12 protein-coding genes and 1 other RNA gene are annotated in these 16435 nt (G+C 64.4%); 7 read left to right on the plus strand and 6 right to left on the minus strand.

Annotated features, from left to right (window positions below):
• Nucleotides 1-15 precede the first annotated feature (15 nt).
• The 4 genes from pheA to gyrA all read right to left on the minus strand — a co-directional run bounded on the left by pheA (nucleotide 16) and on the right by gyrA (nucleotide 5844).
• Nucleotides 16-1101 carry a prephenate dehydratase gene (pheA, locus tag FAZ98_RS09820; RefSeq protein ID WP_158951037.1) on the minus strand — a complete coding sequence of 362 codons (1086 nt, stop codon included), beginning with the start codon at nucleotides 1099-1101 and terminating at the stop codon, nucleotides 16-18.
• 50 nt (nucleotides 1102-1151) lie between these two features.
• Nucleotides 1152-2234, minus strand: coding sequence for a 3-phosphoserine/phosphohydroxythreonine transaminase (gene serC, locus FAZ98_RS09825; protein ID WP_158951038.1), 1083 nt, complete (start codon nucleotides 2232-2234; stop codon nucleotides 1152-1154).
• A 175-nt stretch (nucleotides 2235-2409) separates the two neighbouring features.
• Complete coding sequence (locus FAZ98_RS09830) at nucleotides 2410-3018, minus strand: DUF2059 domain-containing protein (protein ID WP_158951939.1); 609 nt, start codon at nucleotides 3016-3018, stop codon at nucleotides 2410-2412.
• Nucleotides 3019-3213: 195 nt separating this feature from the next.
• On the minus strand, nucleotides 3214-5844 hold the full coding sequence (gyrA, locus tag FAZ98_RS09835) for a DNA gyrase subunit A (protein WP_158951039.1): 2631 nt from the start codon (nucleotides 5842-5844) through the stop codon (nucleotides 3214-3216).
• A gap of 724 nt (nucleotides 5845-6568) precedes the next feature.
• Between gyrA and ompA the strand changes: the two genes are divergently transcribed.
• From ompA to ssrA, 4 genes are all read left to right on the plus strand, one after another.
• Complete coding sequence (gene ompA / locus FAZ98_RS09840; RefSeq protein WP_158951040.1) at nucleotides 6569-7216, plus strand: outer membrane protein OmpA; 648 nt, start codon at nucleotides 6569-6571, stop codon at nucleotides 7214-7216.
• A 239-nt stretch (nucleotides 7217-7455) separates the two neighbouring features.
• Nucleotides 7456-8154 (plus strand): bifunctional 2-polyprenyl-6-hydroxyphenol methylase/3-demethylubiquinol 3-O-methyltransferase UbiG, encoded by a 699-nt coding sequence (ubiG, locus tag FAZ98_RS09845; RefSeq protein ID WP_158951041.1) that lies wholly within the window; start codon nucleotides 7456-7458, stop codon nucleotides 8152-8154.
• Nucleotides 8155-8380: 226 nt separating this feature from the next.
• Nucleotides 8381-9100, plus strand: coding sequence for a phosphoglycolate phosphatase (gene gph / locus FAZ98_RS09850; RefSeq protein ID WP_158951042.1), 720 nt, complete (start codon nucleotides 8381-8383; stop codon nucleotides 9098-9100).
• An 80-nt stretch (nucleotides 9101-9180) separates the two neighbouring features.
• Nucleotides 9181-9550, plus strand: a transfer-messenger RNA (tmRNA) gene (gene ssrA, locus FAZ98_RS09855).
• A gap of 199 nt (nucleotides 9551-9749) precedes the next feature.
• Here the strand turns inward: ssrA and FAZ98_RS09860 are convergent.
• Together FAZ98_RS09860 and FAZ98_RS09865 are read right to left on the minus strand one after the other, a co-directional pair.
• Nucleotides 9750-10016 (minus strand): hypothetical protein, encoded by a 267-nt coding sequence (locus tag FAZ98_RS09860; RefSeq protein ID WP_158951043.1) that lies wholly within the window; start codon nucleotides 10014-10016, stop codon nucleotides 9750-9752.
• A gap of 152 nt (nucleotides 10017-10168) precedes the next feature.
• Nucleotides 10169-11266, minus strand: a complete 1098-nt coding sequence (locus FAZ98_RS09865) for a substrate-binding domain-containing protein (RefSeq protein WP_158951044.1) — start codon at nucleotides 11264-11266, stop codon at nucleotides 10169-10171.
• A gap of 129 nt (nucleotides 11267-11395) precedes the next feature.
• Here FAZ98_RS09865 and FAZ98_RS09870 point away from each other — a divergent pair, with 129 nt between their 5' ends.
• The 3 genes from FAZ98_RS09870 to fdhF are packed head-to-tail and all read left to right on the plus strand — an operon-like array spanning nucleotide 11396 to nucleotide 16435.
• Nucleotides 11396-11923: an NAD(P)H-dependent oxidoreductase subunit E gene (locus FAZ98_RS09870; protein WP_233272594.1), complete on the plus strand. Its 528-nt coding sequence runs from the start codon at nucleotides 11396-11398 to the stop codon at nucleotides 11921-11923.
• On the plus strand, nucleotides 11920-13479 hold the full coding sequence (locus FAZ98_RS09875) for a formate dehydrogenase beta subunit (protein ID WP_158951046.1): 1560 nt from the start codon (nucleotides 11920-11922) through the stop codon (nucleotides 13477-13479). The genes FAZ98_RS09870 and FAZ98_RS09875 overlap by 4 nt, the downstream gene beginning before the upstream one ends.
• Nucleotides 13480-13492: 13 nt before the next feature.
• Nucleotides 13493-16435 (plus strand): formate dehydrogenase subunit alpha, encoded by a 2943-nt coding sequence (gene fdhF / locus FAZ98_RS09880; RefSeq protein WP_158951047.1) that lies wholly within the window; start codon nucleotides 13493-13495, stop codon nucleotides 16433-16435.

Raw genomic sequence — 16435 nt, forward strand, 5'->3', positions numbered from 1 at the left:
GCGGCTTGAAGCGGCTTAGCGCGCGCGCGGATACGAACCGAGGATCTTCAGGAACGCGGCTTTCTGGCCGAGTTCGTCGAGTGCGGCGACCACAGGCGCGTCGTCGCGATGGCCTTCGAAATCGATATAGAAGTAGTACTCCCACGTGCTGCCGAGGCGCGCGGGACGCGACTCGAAACGCGTCATGGACACGCCGTGGCGCGCGAGCGGTTCGAGCAGCTTGTAGACGGCGCCCGACTCGTTCTTCACCGTGACGATGATCGAGGTCTGGTCCTTGCCCGTTGCGCCGGCCGCCTGCTTGCTGATCATCACGAAGCGCGTGCGATTGTGCGGATCGTCCTGGATCAGCGCGTTGGCGATGAGCAGACCGTAGTGCGTCGCGGCGCGCTCGCCCGCGATCGCGGCCACGGTGGGATCGGCGGCGGCGAGACGCGCGCCTTCGGCGTTGCTCGCCACGGCCTGACGTTCCAGATGCGGCGCGTTCGCGTTGAGCCAGTGCTGGCACTGCGCGAGCGACTGCGGATGCGCGCACACGCGCGTGACGCCTTGCAGCGTGCCGCTTTGCGTCATCAGGTTGTGCTGGATCGGCAAGGCGATTTCCCCGCCGATCACGAGCTGCGTTTCGAGGAACAGGTCGAGCGTGCGCGACACCGCGCCTTCGGTCGAATTCTCGACCGGCACGACGCCGAACTCGGCCGCGCCCGCTTCGACCGAACGAAACACTTCGTCGATCGACGGGCACGCGAGACCTTCGATCGACTGACCGAAGTACGCGTACATCGCCTGTTCGCTATAGGTGCCGACCGGCCCGAGAAACGCCGCCGAAATGGTCTTTTCGAGCGAGCGGCTCGCGGCCATGATCTCGCGCCAGATCGCGCTGATGTGCTCGTTGCCGAGCGGGCCGTCGCTCATGTCCTGCAAGCGCGCGATCACCTGCATCTCGCGCTCGGGGCGGAACACCGGCGCGTTGAAATGCTTCTTGACCTCGCCCACTTCGAGCGCGACGTTGGCGCGCTGGTTCAGCAGCGAGATGAGCTGCGCGTCGATCGCGTCGATGCGTTCGCGCAGCGGCTTGAGTTGGGAATTGAGTTCGTCGTCCATGCGTGAAACCGGCAATAGGAAAGGATGCGCGTTAAGCGAGCCCAAATGGCTCAAGCGCGCTTCGCCTCGAATTCCTTCATGTACTCGACCAGCGCCTTCACTGCCTCGAGCGGCACCGCGTTGTAAATCGATGCCCGCATGCCGCCGACGGACTTGTGGCCCTTCAGCTGCAACAGCCCGCGCGCTTTGGCGCCGGCGAGGAAATCCGCGTTACGTGTTTCGTCGGCGAGGAAGAACGGCACGTTCATCCGCGAGCGCGCGAGGCGCTCCACCTTGTTTTGGTAGAAGCTGCTGGCGTCGATCGTGTCGTAGAGCAGCTTCGCCTTTTCGATATTGCGCGCCTCGATGGCTTCGAGACCGCCCTGGCGCTTCAGCCACTTGAACACGAGCCCGGCGATGTAAATCGCATAGGTGGGCGGCGTGTTGAACATGGAGTTGTTCGCGGCCACGGTCTTCCATTCGAACGCCGAGGGGCAGATGGGCATGGCGCGGTCGAGCAGATCTTCGCGCACGATCAACACCGTCACGCCCGCCATGCCGATGTTCTTCTGCGCGCCGCCGTAGAGCACGCCGTATTTGGCGATGTCCATCGGGCGCGACAGGATGTGCGACGAGGCGTCGGCCACCAGCGGAATGTCGCCGAGGTCGGGAATCTCGAAGGTCTCGACGCCGTCGATCGTCTCGTTCGTGCACAGGTGCACGTAGGCGGGGTCGTCGGAAAGCTGCCACTCGCCGTGCGCCGGCGAATGCGTGAAGCCGGCTTCGGTGCGGCCCGTGGCGGCGATATGCGCCTCGCCGTACTTGAGCGCTTCCTTCTGCGACTTCTGCGACCACGAACCCGTGATCACGAAGTCCGCGCGCGGCTTCGCGCCGAACAGGTTGAGCGGCACGATGGCGTTCTCGCCGATCCCGCCGCCTTGCAGAAAGAGAATCTGGTGGCTCGCGGGCACTTGCAGCAACTCGCGCAGATCGAGCAGCGCTTCGCTGTGGATCTGCATGAATTCCGGACCGCGATGGCTCATTTCCATCACGCCCATGCCACTGCCGTGCCAGTCGAGCATTTCGTCGGCCGCCTGGCGCAGAACCTCTTCCGGCAACGCCGCCGGACCAGCTGAGAAGTTGAAGACGCGCATCGTTACAAGGTCCCCGAGGCGGGCGCCGCCGCAAAAAAGCCGCTCAGCGCGCCAGAAAAAGAAAATGGCCGTCTGCGCTTATCGCGCAAACGACCATTATCGCATTGTCGCCGGGAACCCGCCAACGCGGGCCGCCCGGCAGCATCAGCGCATTGCGCCGAGCTAATCCGCCAACTTACTTGCCAACCTTGACCGACGCGACTTCCTTGTCGGCCTGGTCGCGCGTGGCCTTGATCGACTGCGGCATGTACTTCTGCATCAGACCGTTGACGACGTCGCGGCCCACCTGGTCTTGCACCTGGATGAACTTGCGGCCGGTCGGGCTGCGGTAGAACGTGGTCAGGTCCTTGATTTCCTGCGTGCTGTAGTACTTCGCGTAAGCGTCGTACTGAGCTTGCATGGCGTCCTGCTTGAACGAGTCGGTCGCGAAGACCTGACCTGCCGAGTCAACCAGCTTCGGCACGGTGTTCTTTTGCAGCGTGGGGACAGCGGCCTGCTTTTGCTTGTCCGACATCGTCTTGTTTTCCGAGAGCGCGTCCGACAGGATGGCCGGGACGAGCTGCTTGGCTTGCATCTGGGCGCTGTTGCCGATTGCGCCGACGAGCTTTTGCGCGTCGATCGCGTCGAGCAGGTCCTTGATCGCGGCTTGCTTGGCCGGATCGACGGGTGCTGCGGCCGCAGCCGGAGCCGCCGTGCCGGGCGCCTGGGACTGGAGCGACTGAGCCATGGCAAACGTCGGCACGAGAGCGGCCAGCAACATCACCTGCTTGAATCGTTTTTGCATCATTACTCCCTTTGAAAAATTGATCGTGCGTGATCGTACGTTCTTGTGCGTGTGTCGACGTGCTGGCTCGCGCGGACCACGGGGCACTCTCGCCCGCCGGCCGGACCACGCGGTCCATCCAGCACACCTGTCAGTCACCTGACAGTCGATACGACACTTACCAAAAGGCCCGCTCTCGCGGGCCAACGTGGCATCTTACTCCGCGGCTTCGCCTTCGCCGTTTTCACCCGCGCCTTCACCGGGTTCGACGTCGACGTCGCCTTCGGCATCGGCCTCGGCGATCTGCTGCAGGCCTGAGAGCTTCGTGCCTTCGTCAAGGCTGATGAGTGTAACACCTTGCGTTGCACGGCCCATTTCGCGGATCTCCGAGACGCGCGTGCGGATCAGCACGCCCGTCGTGGTGATCAGCATGATCTCGGCTTCCGGGTCGACGAGCGTTGCCGCCACCACCTTGCCGTTGCGCTCCGAGGTCTGGATCGCGATCATGCCCTTGGTGCCGCGGCCGTGGCGCGTGTACTCGGTGATCGGCGTGCGTTTGCCGTAACCGTTTTGCGTGGCGGTGAGCACCGACTGCTGCTCGTCGCCCGCCACCAGCAGCGCGATGACCTGCTGGCCGTCGTCGAGCTGCATGCCGCGCACGCCGCGCGCCTCGCGGCCCATCGGGCGCACGTCATTTTCGTCGAAGCGCACGGCCTTGCCCGCGTCCGAGAACAGCATGACGTCGTGTTCGCCGTCGGTGATGGCCGCGCCGATCAGGTAGTCGCCGTCATCCAGACCGACCGCGATGATGCCCTTGCGCAGCGGGCGGCTGAAGGCTTCGAGCGGCGTCTTCTTGACCGTGCCGAGCGCCGTGGCCATGAACACGTACTTGTCGGCCGAGAATTCCTTGACCGGCAGCACGACGTTGATCTTCTCGCCGTCCTGCAGCGGGAACATGTTGACGATCGGACGGCCGCGCGAGTTGCGCGAGCCTTGCGGCACTTCGTAGACCTTGACCCAGTACACGCGGCCGCGGTTCGAGAAGCACAGGATGTGGTCGTGCGTATTGGCGATGAAGAGTGTGTCGATCCAGTCGTCTTCCTTCATCTGCGTGGCCTGCTTGCCGCGACCACCGCGCTTTTGCGCCCGATATTCCGACAACGGCTGCGATTTCACGTAGCCGGAGTGCGACATCGTCACGACCATGTCCTGCGGCGTGATGAGGTCTTCGGTGTTCAGCTCCGTGGCGTTCATTTCGATCTTCGAGCGGCGTTCGTCGCCGAATTCGCTCTTGATCGACGTGAGTTCGTCGGAGATCATCGACGTTACGCGCTCGGGGCGCGACAGAATGTCGAGCAGGTCGGCGATCTGCGCCATGACTTCGCGGTACTCGCCAATGATCTTGTCCTGCTCCAGACCGGTCAGGCGCTGGAGACGCATTTGCAGGATTTCCTGCGCCTGCGTGTCGGACAGACGGTAGAGGCCGTCGGCCTGCATACCATATTGCGGGTTCAGCCCTTCCGGACGATACGCGTCGCGGCCGCCCGCCGTGGCGTTGTCCTGCTCCGCGCGCGTGAGCATGTCGCGCACGAGCGAGGAATCCCACGAACGGTTCATCAACTCCTGTTTCGCGATCGGCGGCGTGGGCGCGGCCTTGATGATCTCGATGAACGAGTCGATATTGGCGAGCGCGACCGCCAGGCCTTCGAGCACGTGACCGCGTTCGCGCGCCTTGCGCAGTTCGTACACCGTGCGCCGCGTGAGCACTTCGCGGCGGTGCGAGAGGAAATGGTGGAGCATTTCCCGCAGGTTCAGCAGCTTCGGCTGGTTGTCCACCAGCGCGACCATATTCATGCCGAACGTGTCCTGCAGCTGCGTGGCCTTGTACAGATTATTGAGGATGACCTCGGGCACTTCGCCGCGCTTGAGCTCGATCACCACGCGCATGCCGCTCTTGTCGGACTCGTCGCGAATGTCAGAAATGCCTTCGAGCTTCTTCTCGTTCACCAGCTCGGCGATGCGTTCGAGCAGCGAACGCTTGTTCACCTGATACGGCAGTTCGTCGACGATGATCGCCATGCGCTGACCGCGATCGATTTCCTCGAAGTGCGTGGCGGCGCGCATCACCACCCGGCCGCGGCCAGTGCGATAGCCGTCGCGCACGCCAGCGACGCCGTAGATGATGCCGGCGGTCGGGAAATCAGGCGCGGGGATGATCTCGATCAACTCGTCGATCGTTGTCTCGGGGTTCTTCAGCAGGTGCTGACAGGCGTCGACAACTTCGTTGAGATTGTGCGGCGGAATATTCGTGGCCATGCCGACCGCGATCCCCGACGAGCCGTTGATCAGCAGGTTCGGGATACGCGCGGGCAGGATGAGCGGCTCGCTTTCGCTGCCGTCGTAGTTCGGCCCGAAGTCGACCGTTTCCTTGTCGATGTCGGCGAGCAACTCGTGGCCGATCTTCGCCATGCGGATTTCGGTGTATCGCATGGCGGCGGCGTTGTCGCCGTCGATCGAGCCGAAGTTGCCCTGGCCGTCGACCAGCATGTAGCGCAGCGAGAAGTTCTGGGCCATCCGCACGATGGTGTCGTAGACGGCCGTGTCGCCGTGCGGATGGTATTTACCGATCACGTCGCCGACGATACGCGCCGACTTCTTGTACGCGCGGTTCCAGTCGTTGTTCAGCTCGTGCATGGCATATAGCACGCGCCGGTGCACGGGCTTGAGGCCGTCGCGCACGTCCGGAAGTGCACGCCCGACGATCACGCTCATCGCGTAATCGAGATACGAGCGGCGCATTTCCTCCTCGAGGGAGATAGGCAGAGTCTCTTTGGCGAATTGATCCATTATCGATGTCTGATTCGGGCACGCGCGGTGCTGGGGCGACGCTCGCCGTCACAACCGCTCCTGCCGCCATGAAGCGGGCGGCGAGCGATGGGACGAGCAAACCAGAACCGCGAGACGCCCTGCTGTCGCATGGACGCCGCGGACGCAGCGCATCACGCGATTCTACCATGCACGGCACCCTCGGCCGCCGACTACGTATACCTATTAGAGGGGTGGCGCCGGAACGCTCCAAAGCGCGCTACGGGATGACGGCGTGGCGCGCGAACGACACCGGCGCACGCGCTGACTGCGCGACAAATGCGATGGAATGACAATGTGGAACATTCGTGACGGAGGAACGACCCGGAGAACACGGAAAGCACGACCGGAATTCCGCTGCGGAATCGACGGCAGGCGGCGATGTGGGAGTGACTGGCGAGCGCAACGGCGCATCAGCGCGGCAAGGCCCGAGCACTCGGGAAATTGCCCGAAAAAAGCCGGGAACTTTTTGTTGCTGAGCCACCACATTCCGCCGACCGGAGCGGAACGGGCAGAATTTTTTTTATCGTAGGAAGGGAACGATATGGCAAAATGCCAACGCACAAAGTTAGACACCGCTCGAAGTCTATACAACGCAAAACGTTCCCCACAACTTGCCAATGTTATACTTCGAGCAATGTATGACTTGTCTTCGTCATATGGCTCGCAGTAAACCTGCGGTAATCTCAATTTCGAGAGGAGAAATATGAATAAACTTTCAAAGCTCGCGTTCATTGCAGCTACCGCAGTTGTGGCTGCATCCGCTCAGGCACAATCGGTGCCGGCGTCGCGACAAGCCGTCAATGACAACTGGGTGAATGGTACCGGCGAATACGTGTGGATGAACGGCACGAACGAGCTTTGCTGGCGCGATGCATTCTGGACGCCGGCCACGGCCAACGCCAAGTGCGATGGCGCCCTGGTCGCCCAGGCACCGCAGCCGCCGGTCGCTCCGCCGCCGCCGCCGGCCATCACCAGCCAGAAGATCACGTATCAAGCTGACGCCCTGTTCGACTTCGACAAGGCAATCCTGAAGCCGGCTGGCAAGGAAAAGCTGGACGATCTGGCAAGCAAGATCCAGGCGCTGAACCTCGAAGTCGTCGTGGCAACGGGTTACACCGACCGCATCGGCTCGAACGCTTACAACGACCGTCTGTCGCTGCGCCGTGCGCAAGCTGTCAAGTCGTACCTGGTCAGCAAGGGTGTTCCGGCAGAACGCGTGTACACGGAAGGCAAGGGCAAGCGCAACCCGGTTACGACTGGCTGCAACCAGAAGAACCGCAAGCAACTCATCGCCTGCCTCGCACCGGACCGTCGCGTGGAAGTCGAAGTCGTCGGCACGCAAAAGCAGTAATCGCGCGCTTTCGACCGCAGGTCTCAAAAGCCCCGCTTCGGCGGGGCTTTTTTTATGCGCGGAATTTCCAGCGTCGCTATTTCGCAAGCCGTTCGGCTCGCGCCCGTTCGAACGAAGCGCGTACAAATTGAGATAGCCGCGAATGCGTCATCTGGCGCGCATTTTGCCGCCCTGCGCACCGGCCTATATACTCCGGGGTTATTCCCACCTTCCCGCGCCGCGCTTCAGGCTGCCACGACATGACCAACGCCGATCCCCACGAACTGCAGAAATTCAGCGATCTCGCTCATCGCTGGTGGGACCCGAATGCCGAATTCAAGCCGCTGCACGAACTGAACCCCGTGCGCCTCGGCTGGATCGATAGCCATGCGCATCTGCCGGGCAAGCGCGTGCTCGATATCGGCTGCGGCGGCGGCATTCTTTCCGAGTCGATGGCCGGACTCGGCGCGACCGTCAAAGGCATCGACCTGTCGAGCGAAGCGCTCGGCGTGGCCGATCTGCATAGCCTGGAAAGCGGTGTCACCGTCGACTACGAACTGATCGCCGCCGAGGCGCTGGCCGCGCGCGAGCCGGCTTCGTTCGACGTCGTGACCTGCATGGAAATGCTCGAGCACGTGCCGGAACCCGCCGAAGTCGTGAAGGCGTGCGCCACGCTCGTGAAGCCGGGCGGCTGGGTGTTCTTCTCCACGCTCAATCGCAACGTGAAGTCGTATCTGCTCGCGGTGATCGGCGCGGAATACATCGCCCGGATGCTGCCGAAGGGCACGCACGACTACGCGCGCTTCATCCGCCCTTCCGAACTCGCGCGCTTCGTGCGCGAAGCCGACCTGCATCTCGACGAGATCAAGGGCATCACGTACAACCCGCTCACGCGCCATTTCACGCTCTCGAACGATTCGAGCGTCAACTACATGGTGGCGTGCCGGCGCGGCGCCTGAGCCGCAATTTCGCGCTGACGATGGCGAAGCGGCGCGGTCGTGCGCCATTTCGAGGCGCGTTTTGGGGCGCGTTTTGGGGCGCGTTTTGGGGCGCGCTTTGGGGCGCGCTTTGGGGCGCGCTTTGGGGTGCATTTCGAGGCCCGTTTTGCGCCGTTTCACATTCCGTTTCGCCCGTCGCTTCGTGCCCCATTTGCGTCCCGTTCCGCCCTTTCTCCTTCGCCCCGACATGACCACATCTCCGACACAACCCGCCGCGGACGGCGGTGCGGCACTGGCTAGCTGCGACGCCGTGCTGTTCGACTTCGACGGCACGCTCGCCGACACGGCGCCGGACCTCGCGGCGGCCGTGAACCAGATGCGCCACGCACGCGGCCTCAAGCCCGCTCCGCTCGACAAGCTGCGCCCGCTCGCCTCGGCGGGCGCGCGCGGGCTGATCGGCGGCGCGTTCGGCATCGGTCCCGACGATCGCGAATTCGCGGCGATGCGCGAGGAATTCCTCGCCAATTACGCGGCGAACCTGCGCGTGGAAACCGCGCTCTTCGACGGGATCGACGCGGTGCTGGACGATCTCGACGCGCGCGGCGTGCGCTGGGGCATCGTCACGAACAAGGTGGCGCGCCTGACCGATCCGCTCGTCAAGCTGATGCATCTCGACACGCGCGCCGCCTGCGTGGTGAGCGGCGACACGACGCCCTACTCCAAGCCGCATCCGGCGCCGCTGCTGCACGCGGCCGAGGCGCTCGGCGTCGCGCCGCAGCGCGTGGTGTACGTAGGCGACGACCTGCGCGACGTGCAGGCCGGCGAAGCCGCGGGTATGGCGACGATCGCCGCCGCCTACGGCTACTGCGGCAACGACGTCCCGCCCACGCAGTGGAACGCGCACTATGTTGCCGAGACTACATCGCAACTTTTCGCGCTGCTGGAGCACCTTGGCGCCAAGGTTTGAGCGCCGTTAAAGGCTCGCGCCCTTGAAACGGGCACGGTTCGCCTCATCTGGCGAACTATGGGATAATTCTCCCTTCCTCTGGGGCCGACCTGGTTTCGACAGGGGTTATGAAGTAGGCAGGGCATGCCGAGGACCCGTCACCTCGTTAATCAATGGGAAAAACGTAACTGCAAACGACGAAACGTTCGCACTGGCAGCCTAAGGGCCGCCGTCCTCTGCCTGGCTCACTGACGGGCTAGTGTCGCAAGACCGGTAGCAATACCGCCAGAGGTCATATACGTCAGTTAAGCTCTGTCGGCGTCACGACGCCAGAGTCGAAAACTTAGTGAATCGCCGTAGCGCAGCGTGTTCGTCCGCGTCGCTCCGGTTAAATCAAATGACAGAACTACGCATGTAGAACTGTTTATGGACTGCTTCTGGACGCGGGTTCGATTCCCGCCGGCTCCACCAGATTCGCCGCATCAAAAAGCAAAAACCCCGCACGCTCAATGGCTTGCGGGGTTTTTTGTTTGGCACGCCGTGTCTTGCACACTTCACGCCCAAGATCGCGCAACAAAAAAACTCGCGATCGCCCAGGCTCTCGCGAGTTTCTCGAACCGCTTACGCACGCCACACGACTCGCGCAGCGCCCGCGCGTGATTCAAACCCCTCAATTATCCTGCGGACACTGCAGGTTGCAGCCGTTCGGATCGCCCATGTCGCCGCGCTTGCGCGCCGCGGTCGGCTTGCCGTGCTGATACTTGCCCGAGGGGGCCGAAGCCGCGAACTGCATCTGCGGATGTTCCTGGAGCTTGAACTCGTCGGTCAGGATGCCGCCCGGCACGCCCGGCGAATTCTGTGCGAAGGCGAGATCCACCGTCGCGAACAAGGCCGCCGCGGTTGCGGCGACGGTACACACTTTGAGGACAAATTTCATAGTCGATCGGCGCGATAACGCGCATCTGAAACGTAAGAGCAAATACCGGTCGAAAGTATCACAAAAAGCGCGGCTCTCTGCAGCGTCGACCGGCAGTGAAGCTTGAGTTGCATTGCCTTTCGTTACAGCGCGCCGCGCCCGAACCGTGCCCGTTATACCGAGAACACCGTGCGCGGGCCGTCCGCGCCCCACGCGGCGTCCAGCGCGACGACTTCGCCGCAGGCGCTCGGATCGTAGCCCTCGAGCTGCGCGACCGCTTCGCGAAATCCGGCCCCACGCAGCAATGCCAACACGGTCGACAACGGCTCGCGCTCGAGATGCGCGCGATCGCACGCGAAATAGTAGTCTTCGTCGGCGATTTCGATGAAATCCAGCCCGAAGTGATGGGCGGCCGGTTCCACGCCAAAACCCACGTCGGCCATGCCGCTGGCGACGAACGCGGCGATCGCCGAATGCGTCAATTCCGACGACGCATAGCCGTTCACGCGCTCCGGATCGACGCCGATGCGCGTGAGGAGCAAGTCGATCAGCATGCGCGTGCCCGAACCCGGCTGCCGGTTCACGAAACGAATGTCGCCGCGCGCGAGATCGGCGAGTCCGGCCACGCGCTTCGGGTTGCCGCGCCCGACGAAGAGCCCCTGCTTGCGCTGCGTGAGGTGGATCAGCACGTGGCGATGCGGATCGAGCCACGCGCGATACGCGTTCGCGCATGCCGAGCGAAAGTCGCCGCGCGGCACATGGAAGCCCGCGAGATCGCATTCGCCGCGCGCAAGCGCGCTGATCGCATCCACGCTGTCGCGGTATTTGATCTCCACCGGCACCTGATCGCCGACGAGCGCCGTCACCAGCGCGGCCACCGCGTAGCCATGCGACGCGTGAATGCGCAGGTCCTGCGCGGCCGGCGCGAGCCAGCGGTTCAGATCGCTGGCCACTTCGCTCGCGAGCGCGTCGAGATTGCCTTGCAGGCGCTCAGCGCACAGGCGTTGCGAGCGCAACACCGCCTCGCCCAGTTCCGAGAGCACGGAACCGCGCCCGCGCGCCTTCGCGATGAGCGCGCCGCCGAGGCGCTCCTCCACTTCGCGCAGCACGCCCCACGCGTGGCGATAGGACAAACCCTTACGCTGCGCAGCCTGCGCGATGCTGCCTTCTTCCGCGACGAGCGCAAGCAGCGGCACGACGTCCGTCAGGCTTGCCTCGCGGCCTTCCGCGTCGCGCACGACCAGCTGCGCCTGACACTCGACCTTGATCATTATGAAATCATCCTTCCTATTGCGTCTGCTTTTGCACGGGCCTATTGTTCGAACAGACAACAAGACAACCCGAGCATAGTTGCACACTTTATGAATAACAAGTGCATATATGCCAGGAGGAACCCCACCGTGGAAGAGACAACGCTTCGCGCGCCCGCGGCACCGGATGCACTCGTGCGTCGCCATGCGCAACCCGGCCGCACGCTGCTCGCGATCCTGCACGCGATCCAGGACGAAACCGGCTTCGTGCCGCCCGACACCGTCGCGCCGCTCGCGAAGGCACTGAACCTGTCGCGCGCGGAAGTGCACGGCGTCATCACTTACTACCACCACTTCCGCACCGCGCCGCCCCCCGCCGTCACCGTGCAGCTCTGCCGTGCCGAAGCGTGCCGCAGCATGGGTAGCGAGGCGCTCGCGCAGCATGCGCAAGCGCATACGGGCTGCCGTTTTCATCAGCATGGCCACGCCGCCGCGGAACTCACGCACGCGCATGAACAAGGCGAGGTCGCGCTCGAGTCGGTGTATTGCCTCGGCCAGTGCGCGCTCTCGCCCGCCATGATGATTAACGGCACCTTGCACGCGAAAGTGACCCCGCAAAAGTTCGACGCGCTGCTCGCGAAGGCCGTGGCCGCCGCGCGCACCGAGGAGGCCGCATGATCCGCGTCTACGTTCCCCGCGATTCCGCGGCACTCGCACTTGGCGCCGACGACGTGGCCGTTGCCATCGAACGCGAAGCCGCCGCGCGCAACGAGCCCATTGAGCTCGTGCGCAACGGCTCGCGCGGTCTGCTCTATCTCGAGCCGCTCGTGGAAGTCGAAACGCCCGACGGCCGCGTGGGCTATGCGAATGTCGAAGCCGACGAGATCGCCGCGCTGTTTGACGCCGGCTTCCTGCAAGGCGCCCAGCACGCGCGCGGTGTCGGGCTCGTCGAACAGATCCCGTACTTGCGCAAGCAACAGCGCCTCACGTTCGCGCGCATCGGCATCACCGATCCGCTTTCCACCGACGACTACGTGGCGCACGGCGGGCTCGAAGGTCTGCGCAACGCGCTCGCAACAACGAGCGCCGCCGCCTGCGAAGCGCTGATCGAATCGGGGCTGCGCGGTCGCGGCGGCGCGGCTTTCCCGGCCGGCATCAAATGGCGCACGGTCGCCCAGGCGCAAGCGGACCAGAAGTACATCGTCTGCAACGCCGACGAAGGCGACTCCGGCACCTTCTCCGACCGGCTCGTGATGGAAAGCGACCCGTACGTGCTGATCGAAGGCATGACCATCGCGGGGATCACCGTGGGCGCGACGGTCGGCCATATCTACGTGCGCAGCGAGTATCCGCACGCGATCGCCGCGCTCGAAGAAGCCATTCGGCGCGCGCGCGCGCAAGGCTGGCTCGGCGATAACGTGCTCGGCAGCGGCAAGCGCTTCGACCTGTTCGTCGCCAAGGGCGCGGGCGCGTACGTGTGTGGCGAGGAAACGGCGCTGCTCGAATCGCTCGAAGGCAAGCGCGGCATCGTGCGCGCGAAGCCGCCTCTGCCCGCGCTCGCCGGGCTCTACGGCAAGCCCACCGTCATCAACAACGTCATCACGCTCGCCACGGTGCCCATCATCTTCGCGAAAGGCGCGGCGTTCTACAAAGACTTCGGCATGGGTCGCTCGCGCGGCACGCTGCCGTTCCAGCTCGCGGGCAACATCGCGCGCGGCGGGCTCGTCGAACTGGCGTTCGGCGTGACGCTGCGCGAACTGCTGGTGGACTACGGCGGCGGCACGGCCAGCGGCCGCCCGGCGCGCGCCGTGCAGGTGGGCGGCCCGCTCGGCACCTATCTGCCCGAAAGCCAGTGGGACATTCCCATGGACTACGAAGCGTATGCGGCGGTTGGCGCGGTCGTGGGCCACGGCGGTCTCGTGGTGCACGACGACACCTCGAATCTCGCCGATCTCGCGCAGTACGCCATGGAGTTCTGCACGCTCGAATCGTGCGGCAAATGCACGCCGTGCCGCATCGGCTCGACGCGCGGCGTGGAGGTGATCGCGAAGATCCGCAAGGGCGACACCTCGGAGAAACAGGTCACGCTGCTGCGCGATCTCTGCGACACGATGGTGTCCGGCTCGCTCTGCGCGATGGGCGGCATGACGCCCTACCCCGTGCTCTCCGCGCTCAATCATTTCCCTGAAGATTTCGGTCTCGAACCTGTCGCGCACGACGGCGCGACCGCCTGAACGAGGAACCACCATGTCCGACACGCTCACGAAAACGGCCGGCTGCGGTTCCGGCAATTGCGCCTGCAAATCGGCGGCAATGAACAAGGCAAATGCACGTTCACCGTTCGACGACACCGACTTCGGCACGCCGCTGCGCCACGCCGACGTCGACGTCACGCTCGAAATCGACGGTCAATGCGTGACCGTGCCCGCGGGCACCTCGGTGATGCGCGCCTCCATCGAGGCCGGTGTCAACGTGCCCAAGCTCTGCGCCACCGACTCGCTCGAACCGTTCGGTTCGTGCCGCCTGTGTCTCGTCGAGATCGAAGGCCGGCGCGGCTATCCGGCGTCGTGCACCACGCCCGTGGAAGCGGGCATGAAGGTGCGCACGCAAACCGACCGTCTGCAAAAGCTGCGCCGCAACGTGATGGAGCTGTACATCTCCGATCACCCGCTCGACTGCCTCACCTGCCCCGCGAACGGCGACTGCGAGCTGCAGGACATGGCGGGCGTGACGGGCCTGCGCGAAGTGCGCTACGGCTTCGACGGCGCGAACCACCTGAAGGACAAGAAGGACGAGTCGAACCCGTATTTCACCTACGACCCGTCGAAGTGCATCGTCTGCAATCGCTGCGTGCGCGCGTGCGAGGAAACCCAAGGCACCTTCGCGCTCACGATCGCGGCGCGCGGGTTCGAGTCGCGCGTGGCCGCCGGCGCGAGCGAAGCGTTCATGGACTCCGAATGCGTGTCGTGCGGCGCGTGCGTGGCCGCCTGCCCGACCGCCACGTTGCAGGAAAAGAGCGTCGTGATGCTCGGTCAGGCGGAACACTCGGTGGTCACGACCTGCGCCTATTGCGGCGTGGGCTGCTCGTTCAAGGCCGAGATGAAGGGCAACGAAGTCGTGCGCATGGTGCCGCACAAGAACGGCCAGGCCAACGAAGGCCACGCGTGCGTGAAGGGCCGTTTTGCCTGGGGCTACGCCACGCACAAGGACCGCATCAAGAAGCCGATGATCCGCGCGAAGATCACGGACCCGTGGCGCGAAGTGAGCTGGGACGAGGCGATCGATTACGCCGCCAGCGAGTTCCGCCGCATTCAGGCGAAGCACGGCCGCGATTCGATCGGCGGCATCACGTCGTCGCGCTGCACGAACGAGGAAACCTATCTCGTGCAAAAGCTCGTGCGCGCCGCGTTCGGCAACAACAACGTGGATACCTGCGCGCGCGTCTGCCATTCGCCCACGGGTTACGGCCTGAAGACGACGCTGGGCGAATCGGCGGGCACGCAAACTTTTGCTTCCGTCGATCACGCCGACGTCATCATGGTGATCGGCGCGAATCCGACCGACGGCCATCCGGTGTTCGGCTCGCGCCTGAAGCGCCGCGTGCGCCAGGGCGCGCAACTGATCGTGGTCGACCCGCGCGCGATCGATATCGTCGATACCGCGCACGTGAAGGCCGAGCATCATCTGCAATTGCGCCCGGGCACCAACGTCGCGATGGTCAACTCGCTCGCGCACGTGATCGTCACCGAAGGTCTGGTGAACGAAGCGTTCGTAGCCGAGCGCTGCGAAACGCGCGCGTTCGAGCAATGGCGCGATTTCGTCGCGCTGCCGGAGAACTCGCCCGAAGCCATGGCCGAAGTCACCGGCGTACCCGCCGAGCAAGTGCGCGCCGCCGCGCGCCTCTACGCGAAGCAGGGCAATTCGGCGATCTATTACGGCCTCGGCGTGACCGAGCACGCGCAAGGCTCGACCATGGTGATGGGCATCGCGAACCTCGCCATGGCCACGGGCAACATCGGCCGCGAAGGCGTGGGCGTGAATCCGCTGCGCGGCCAGAACAACGTGCAGGGTTCATGCGACATGGGCTCGTTCCCGCACGAGTTGCCGGGCTATCGGCATGTGGGCGACGCGAGCGTGCGCGCCCTGTTCGAGGGCGCCTGGAACGTCGCGCTGCAAAGCGAGCCGGGCCTGCGCATTCCCAACATGTTCGAAGCGGCGCTCGACGGCACCTTCATGGGCCTGTACTGCCAGGGCGAGGACATCGTGCAGTCCGACCCGAACACGCAACACGTGGCGGCGGCGCTCTCGAAGATGGAATGCATCGTCGTGCAGGACATCTTCCTCAACGAAACGGCGAAGTACGCACACGTGCTGCTGCCGGGCTCGTCGTTCCTCGAAAAGGACGGCACCTTCACGAACGCCGAACGCCGCATCTCGCGCGTGCGCAAGGTCATGCCGCCGATCGCCGGTTACTCCGACTGGGAAGTGACGATCCTGCTCGCGCGCGCGCTCGGCTACGAGATGGGCTACACGCATCCTTCGCAGATCATGGACGAGATCGCGCGCCTCACGCCCACGTTCCACGGCGTCTCGTACCAGCGGCTCGACGAATTGGGCAGCATCCAGTGGCCCTGCAACGAGGACGCGCCCGACGGCACGCCGATCATGCACATCGACGAATTCGTGCGCGGCAAGGGCAAGTTCGTCATCACGAAGTTCATCGCCTCGCCGGAAAAGGTCACGCGGCGCTTTCCGCTGCTGCTCACGACGGGCCGCATCCTGTCGCAGTACAACGTGGGCGCGCAAACCCGCCGCACCGAGAACTCGCGCTGGCACGAAGAGGACCGGCTGGAAGTGCATCCCGTGGACGCGGAAGATCGCGGCATTCGCGACGGCGACTGGGTGGGCATCGAGTCCCGCGCGGGGCAAACCGTGCTGCGCGCGAAGGTCAGCACGCGCATGCAGCCGGGCGTGGTCTACACCACGTTCCACTTTCCCGAGTCGGGCGCGAACGTCATCACCACGGACGCCTCCGACTGGGCCACGAATTGCCCCGAGTACAAGGTCACGGCCGTGCAGGTGAGTCACGTGCAGCAGCCTTCGGAATGGCAGCGCGAATACTCGCGCTTCAACGCGACGCAACTCGATTTGCTGAAGCAGCGCGACGCGATCACCACGTCAGGGAAATAA

Origin of the sequence: Paraburkholderia acidisoli, from assembly GCF_009789675.1 — a bacterium.
GTDB classification, from domain to species: Bacteria; Pseudomonadota; Gammaproteobacteria; order Burkholderiales; family Burkholderiaceae; genus Paraburkholderia; species Paraburkholderia acidisoli.

Excerpts from the sequence above, each read along its gene's own strand:
- fdhF (WP_158951047.1), top strand. The coding sequence starts at position 13,493 with ATGTCCGACACGCTCACGAAAACGGCCGGCTGCGGTTCCGGCAATTGC.
- FAZ98_RS09865 (WP_158951044.1), bottom strand. The coding sequence starts at position 11,266 with ATGATCAAGGTCGAGTGTCAGGCGCAGCTGGTCGTGCGCGACGCGGAA.
- serC (WP_158951038.1), bottom strand. The coding sequence starts at position 2,234 with ATGCGCGTCTTCAACTTCTCAGCTGGTCCGGCGGCGTTGCCGGAAGAG.
- FAZ98_RS09830 (WP_158951939.1), bottom strand. The coding sequence starts at position 3,018 with ATGCAAAAACGATTCAAGCAGGTGATGTTGCTGGCCGCTCTCGTGCCG.
- ubiG (WP_158951041.1), top strand. The coding sequence starts at position 7,456 with ATGACCAACGCCGATCCCCACGAACTGCAGAAATTCAGCGATCTCGCT.
- gph (WP_158951042.1), top strand. The coding sequence starts at position 8,381 with ATGACCACATCTCCGACACAACCCGCCGCGGACGGCGGTGCGGCACTG.
- FAZ98_RS09875 (WP_158951046.1), top strand. The coding sequence starts at position 11,920 with ATGATCCGCGTCTACGTTCCCCGCGATTCCGCGGCACTCGCACTTGGC.
- gyrA (WP_158951039.1), bottom strand. The coding sequence starts at position 5,844 with ATGGATCAATTCGCCAAAGAGACTCTGCCTATCTCCCTCGAGGAGGAA.
- FAZ98_RS09860 (WP_158951043.1), bottom strand. The coding sequence starts at position 10,016 with ATGAAATTTGTCCTCAAAGTGTGTACCGTCGCCGCAACCGCGGCGGCC.
- ompA (WP_158951040.1), top strand. The coding sequence starts at position 6,569 with ATGAATAAACTTTCAAAGCTCGCGTTCATTGCAGCTACCGCAGTTGTG.
- pheA (WP_158951037.1), bottom strand. The coding sequence starts at position 1,101 with ATGGACGACGAACTCAATTCCCAACTCAAGCCGCTGCGCGAACGCATC.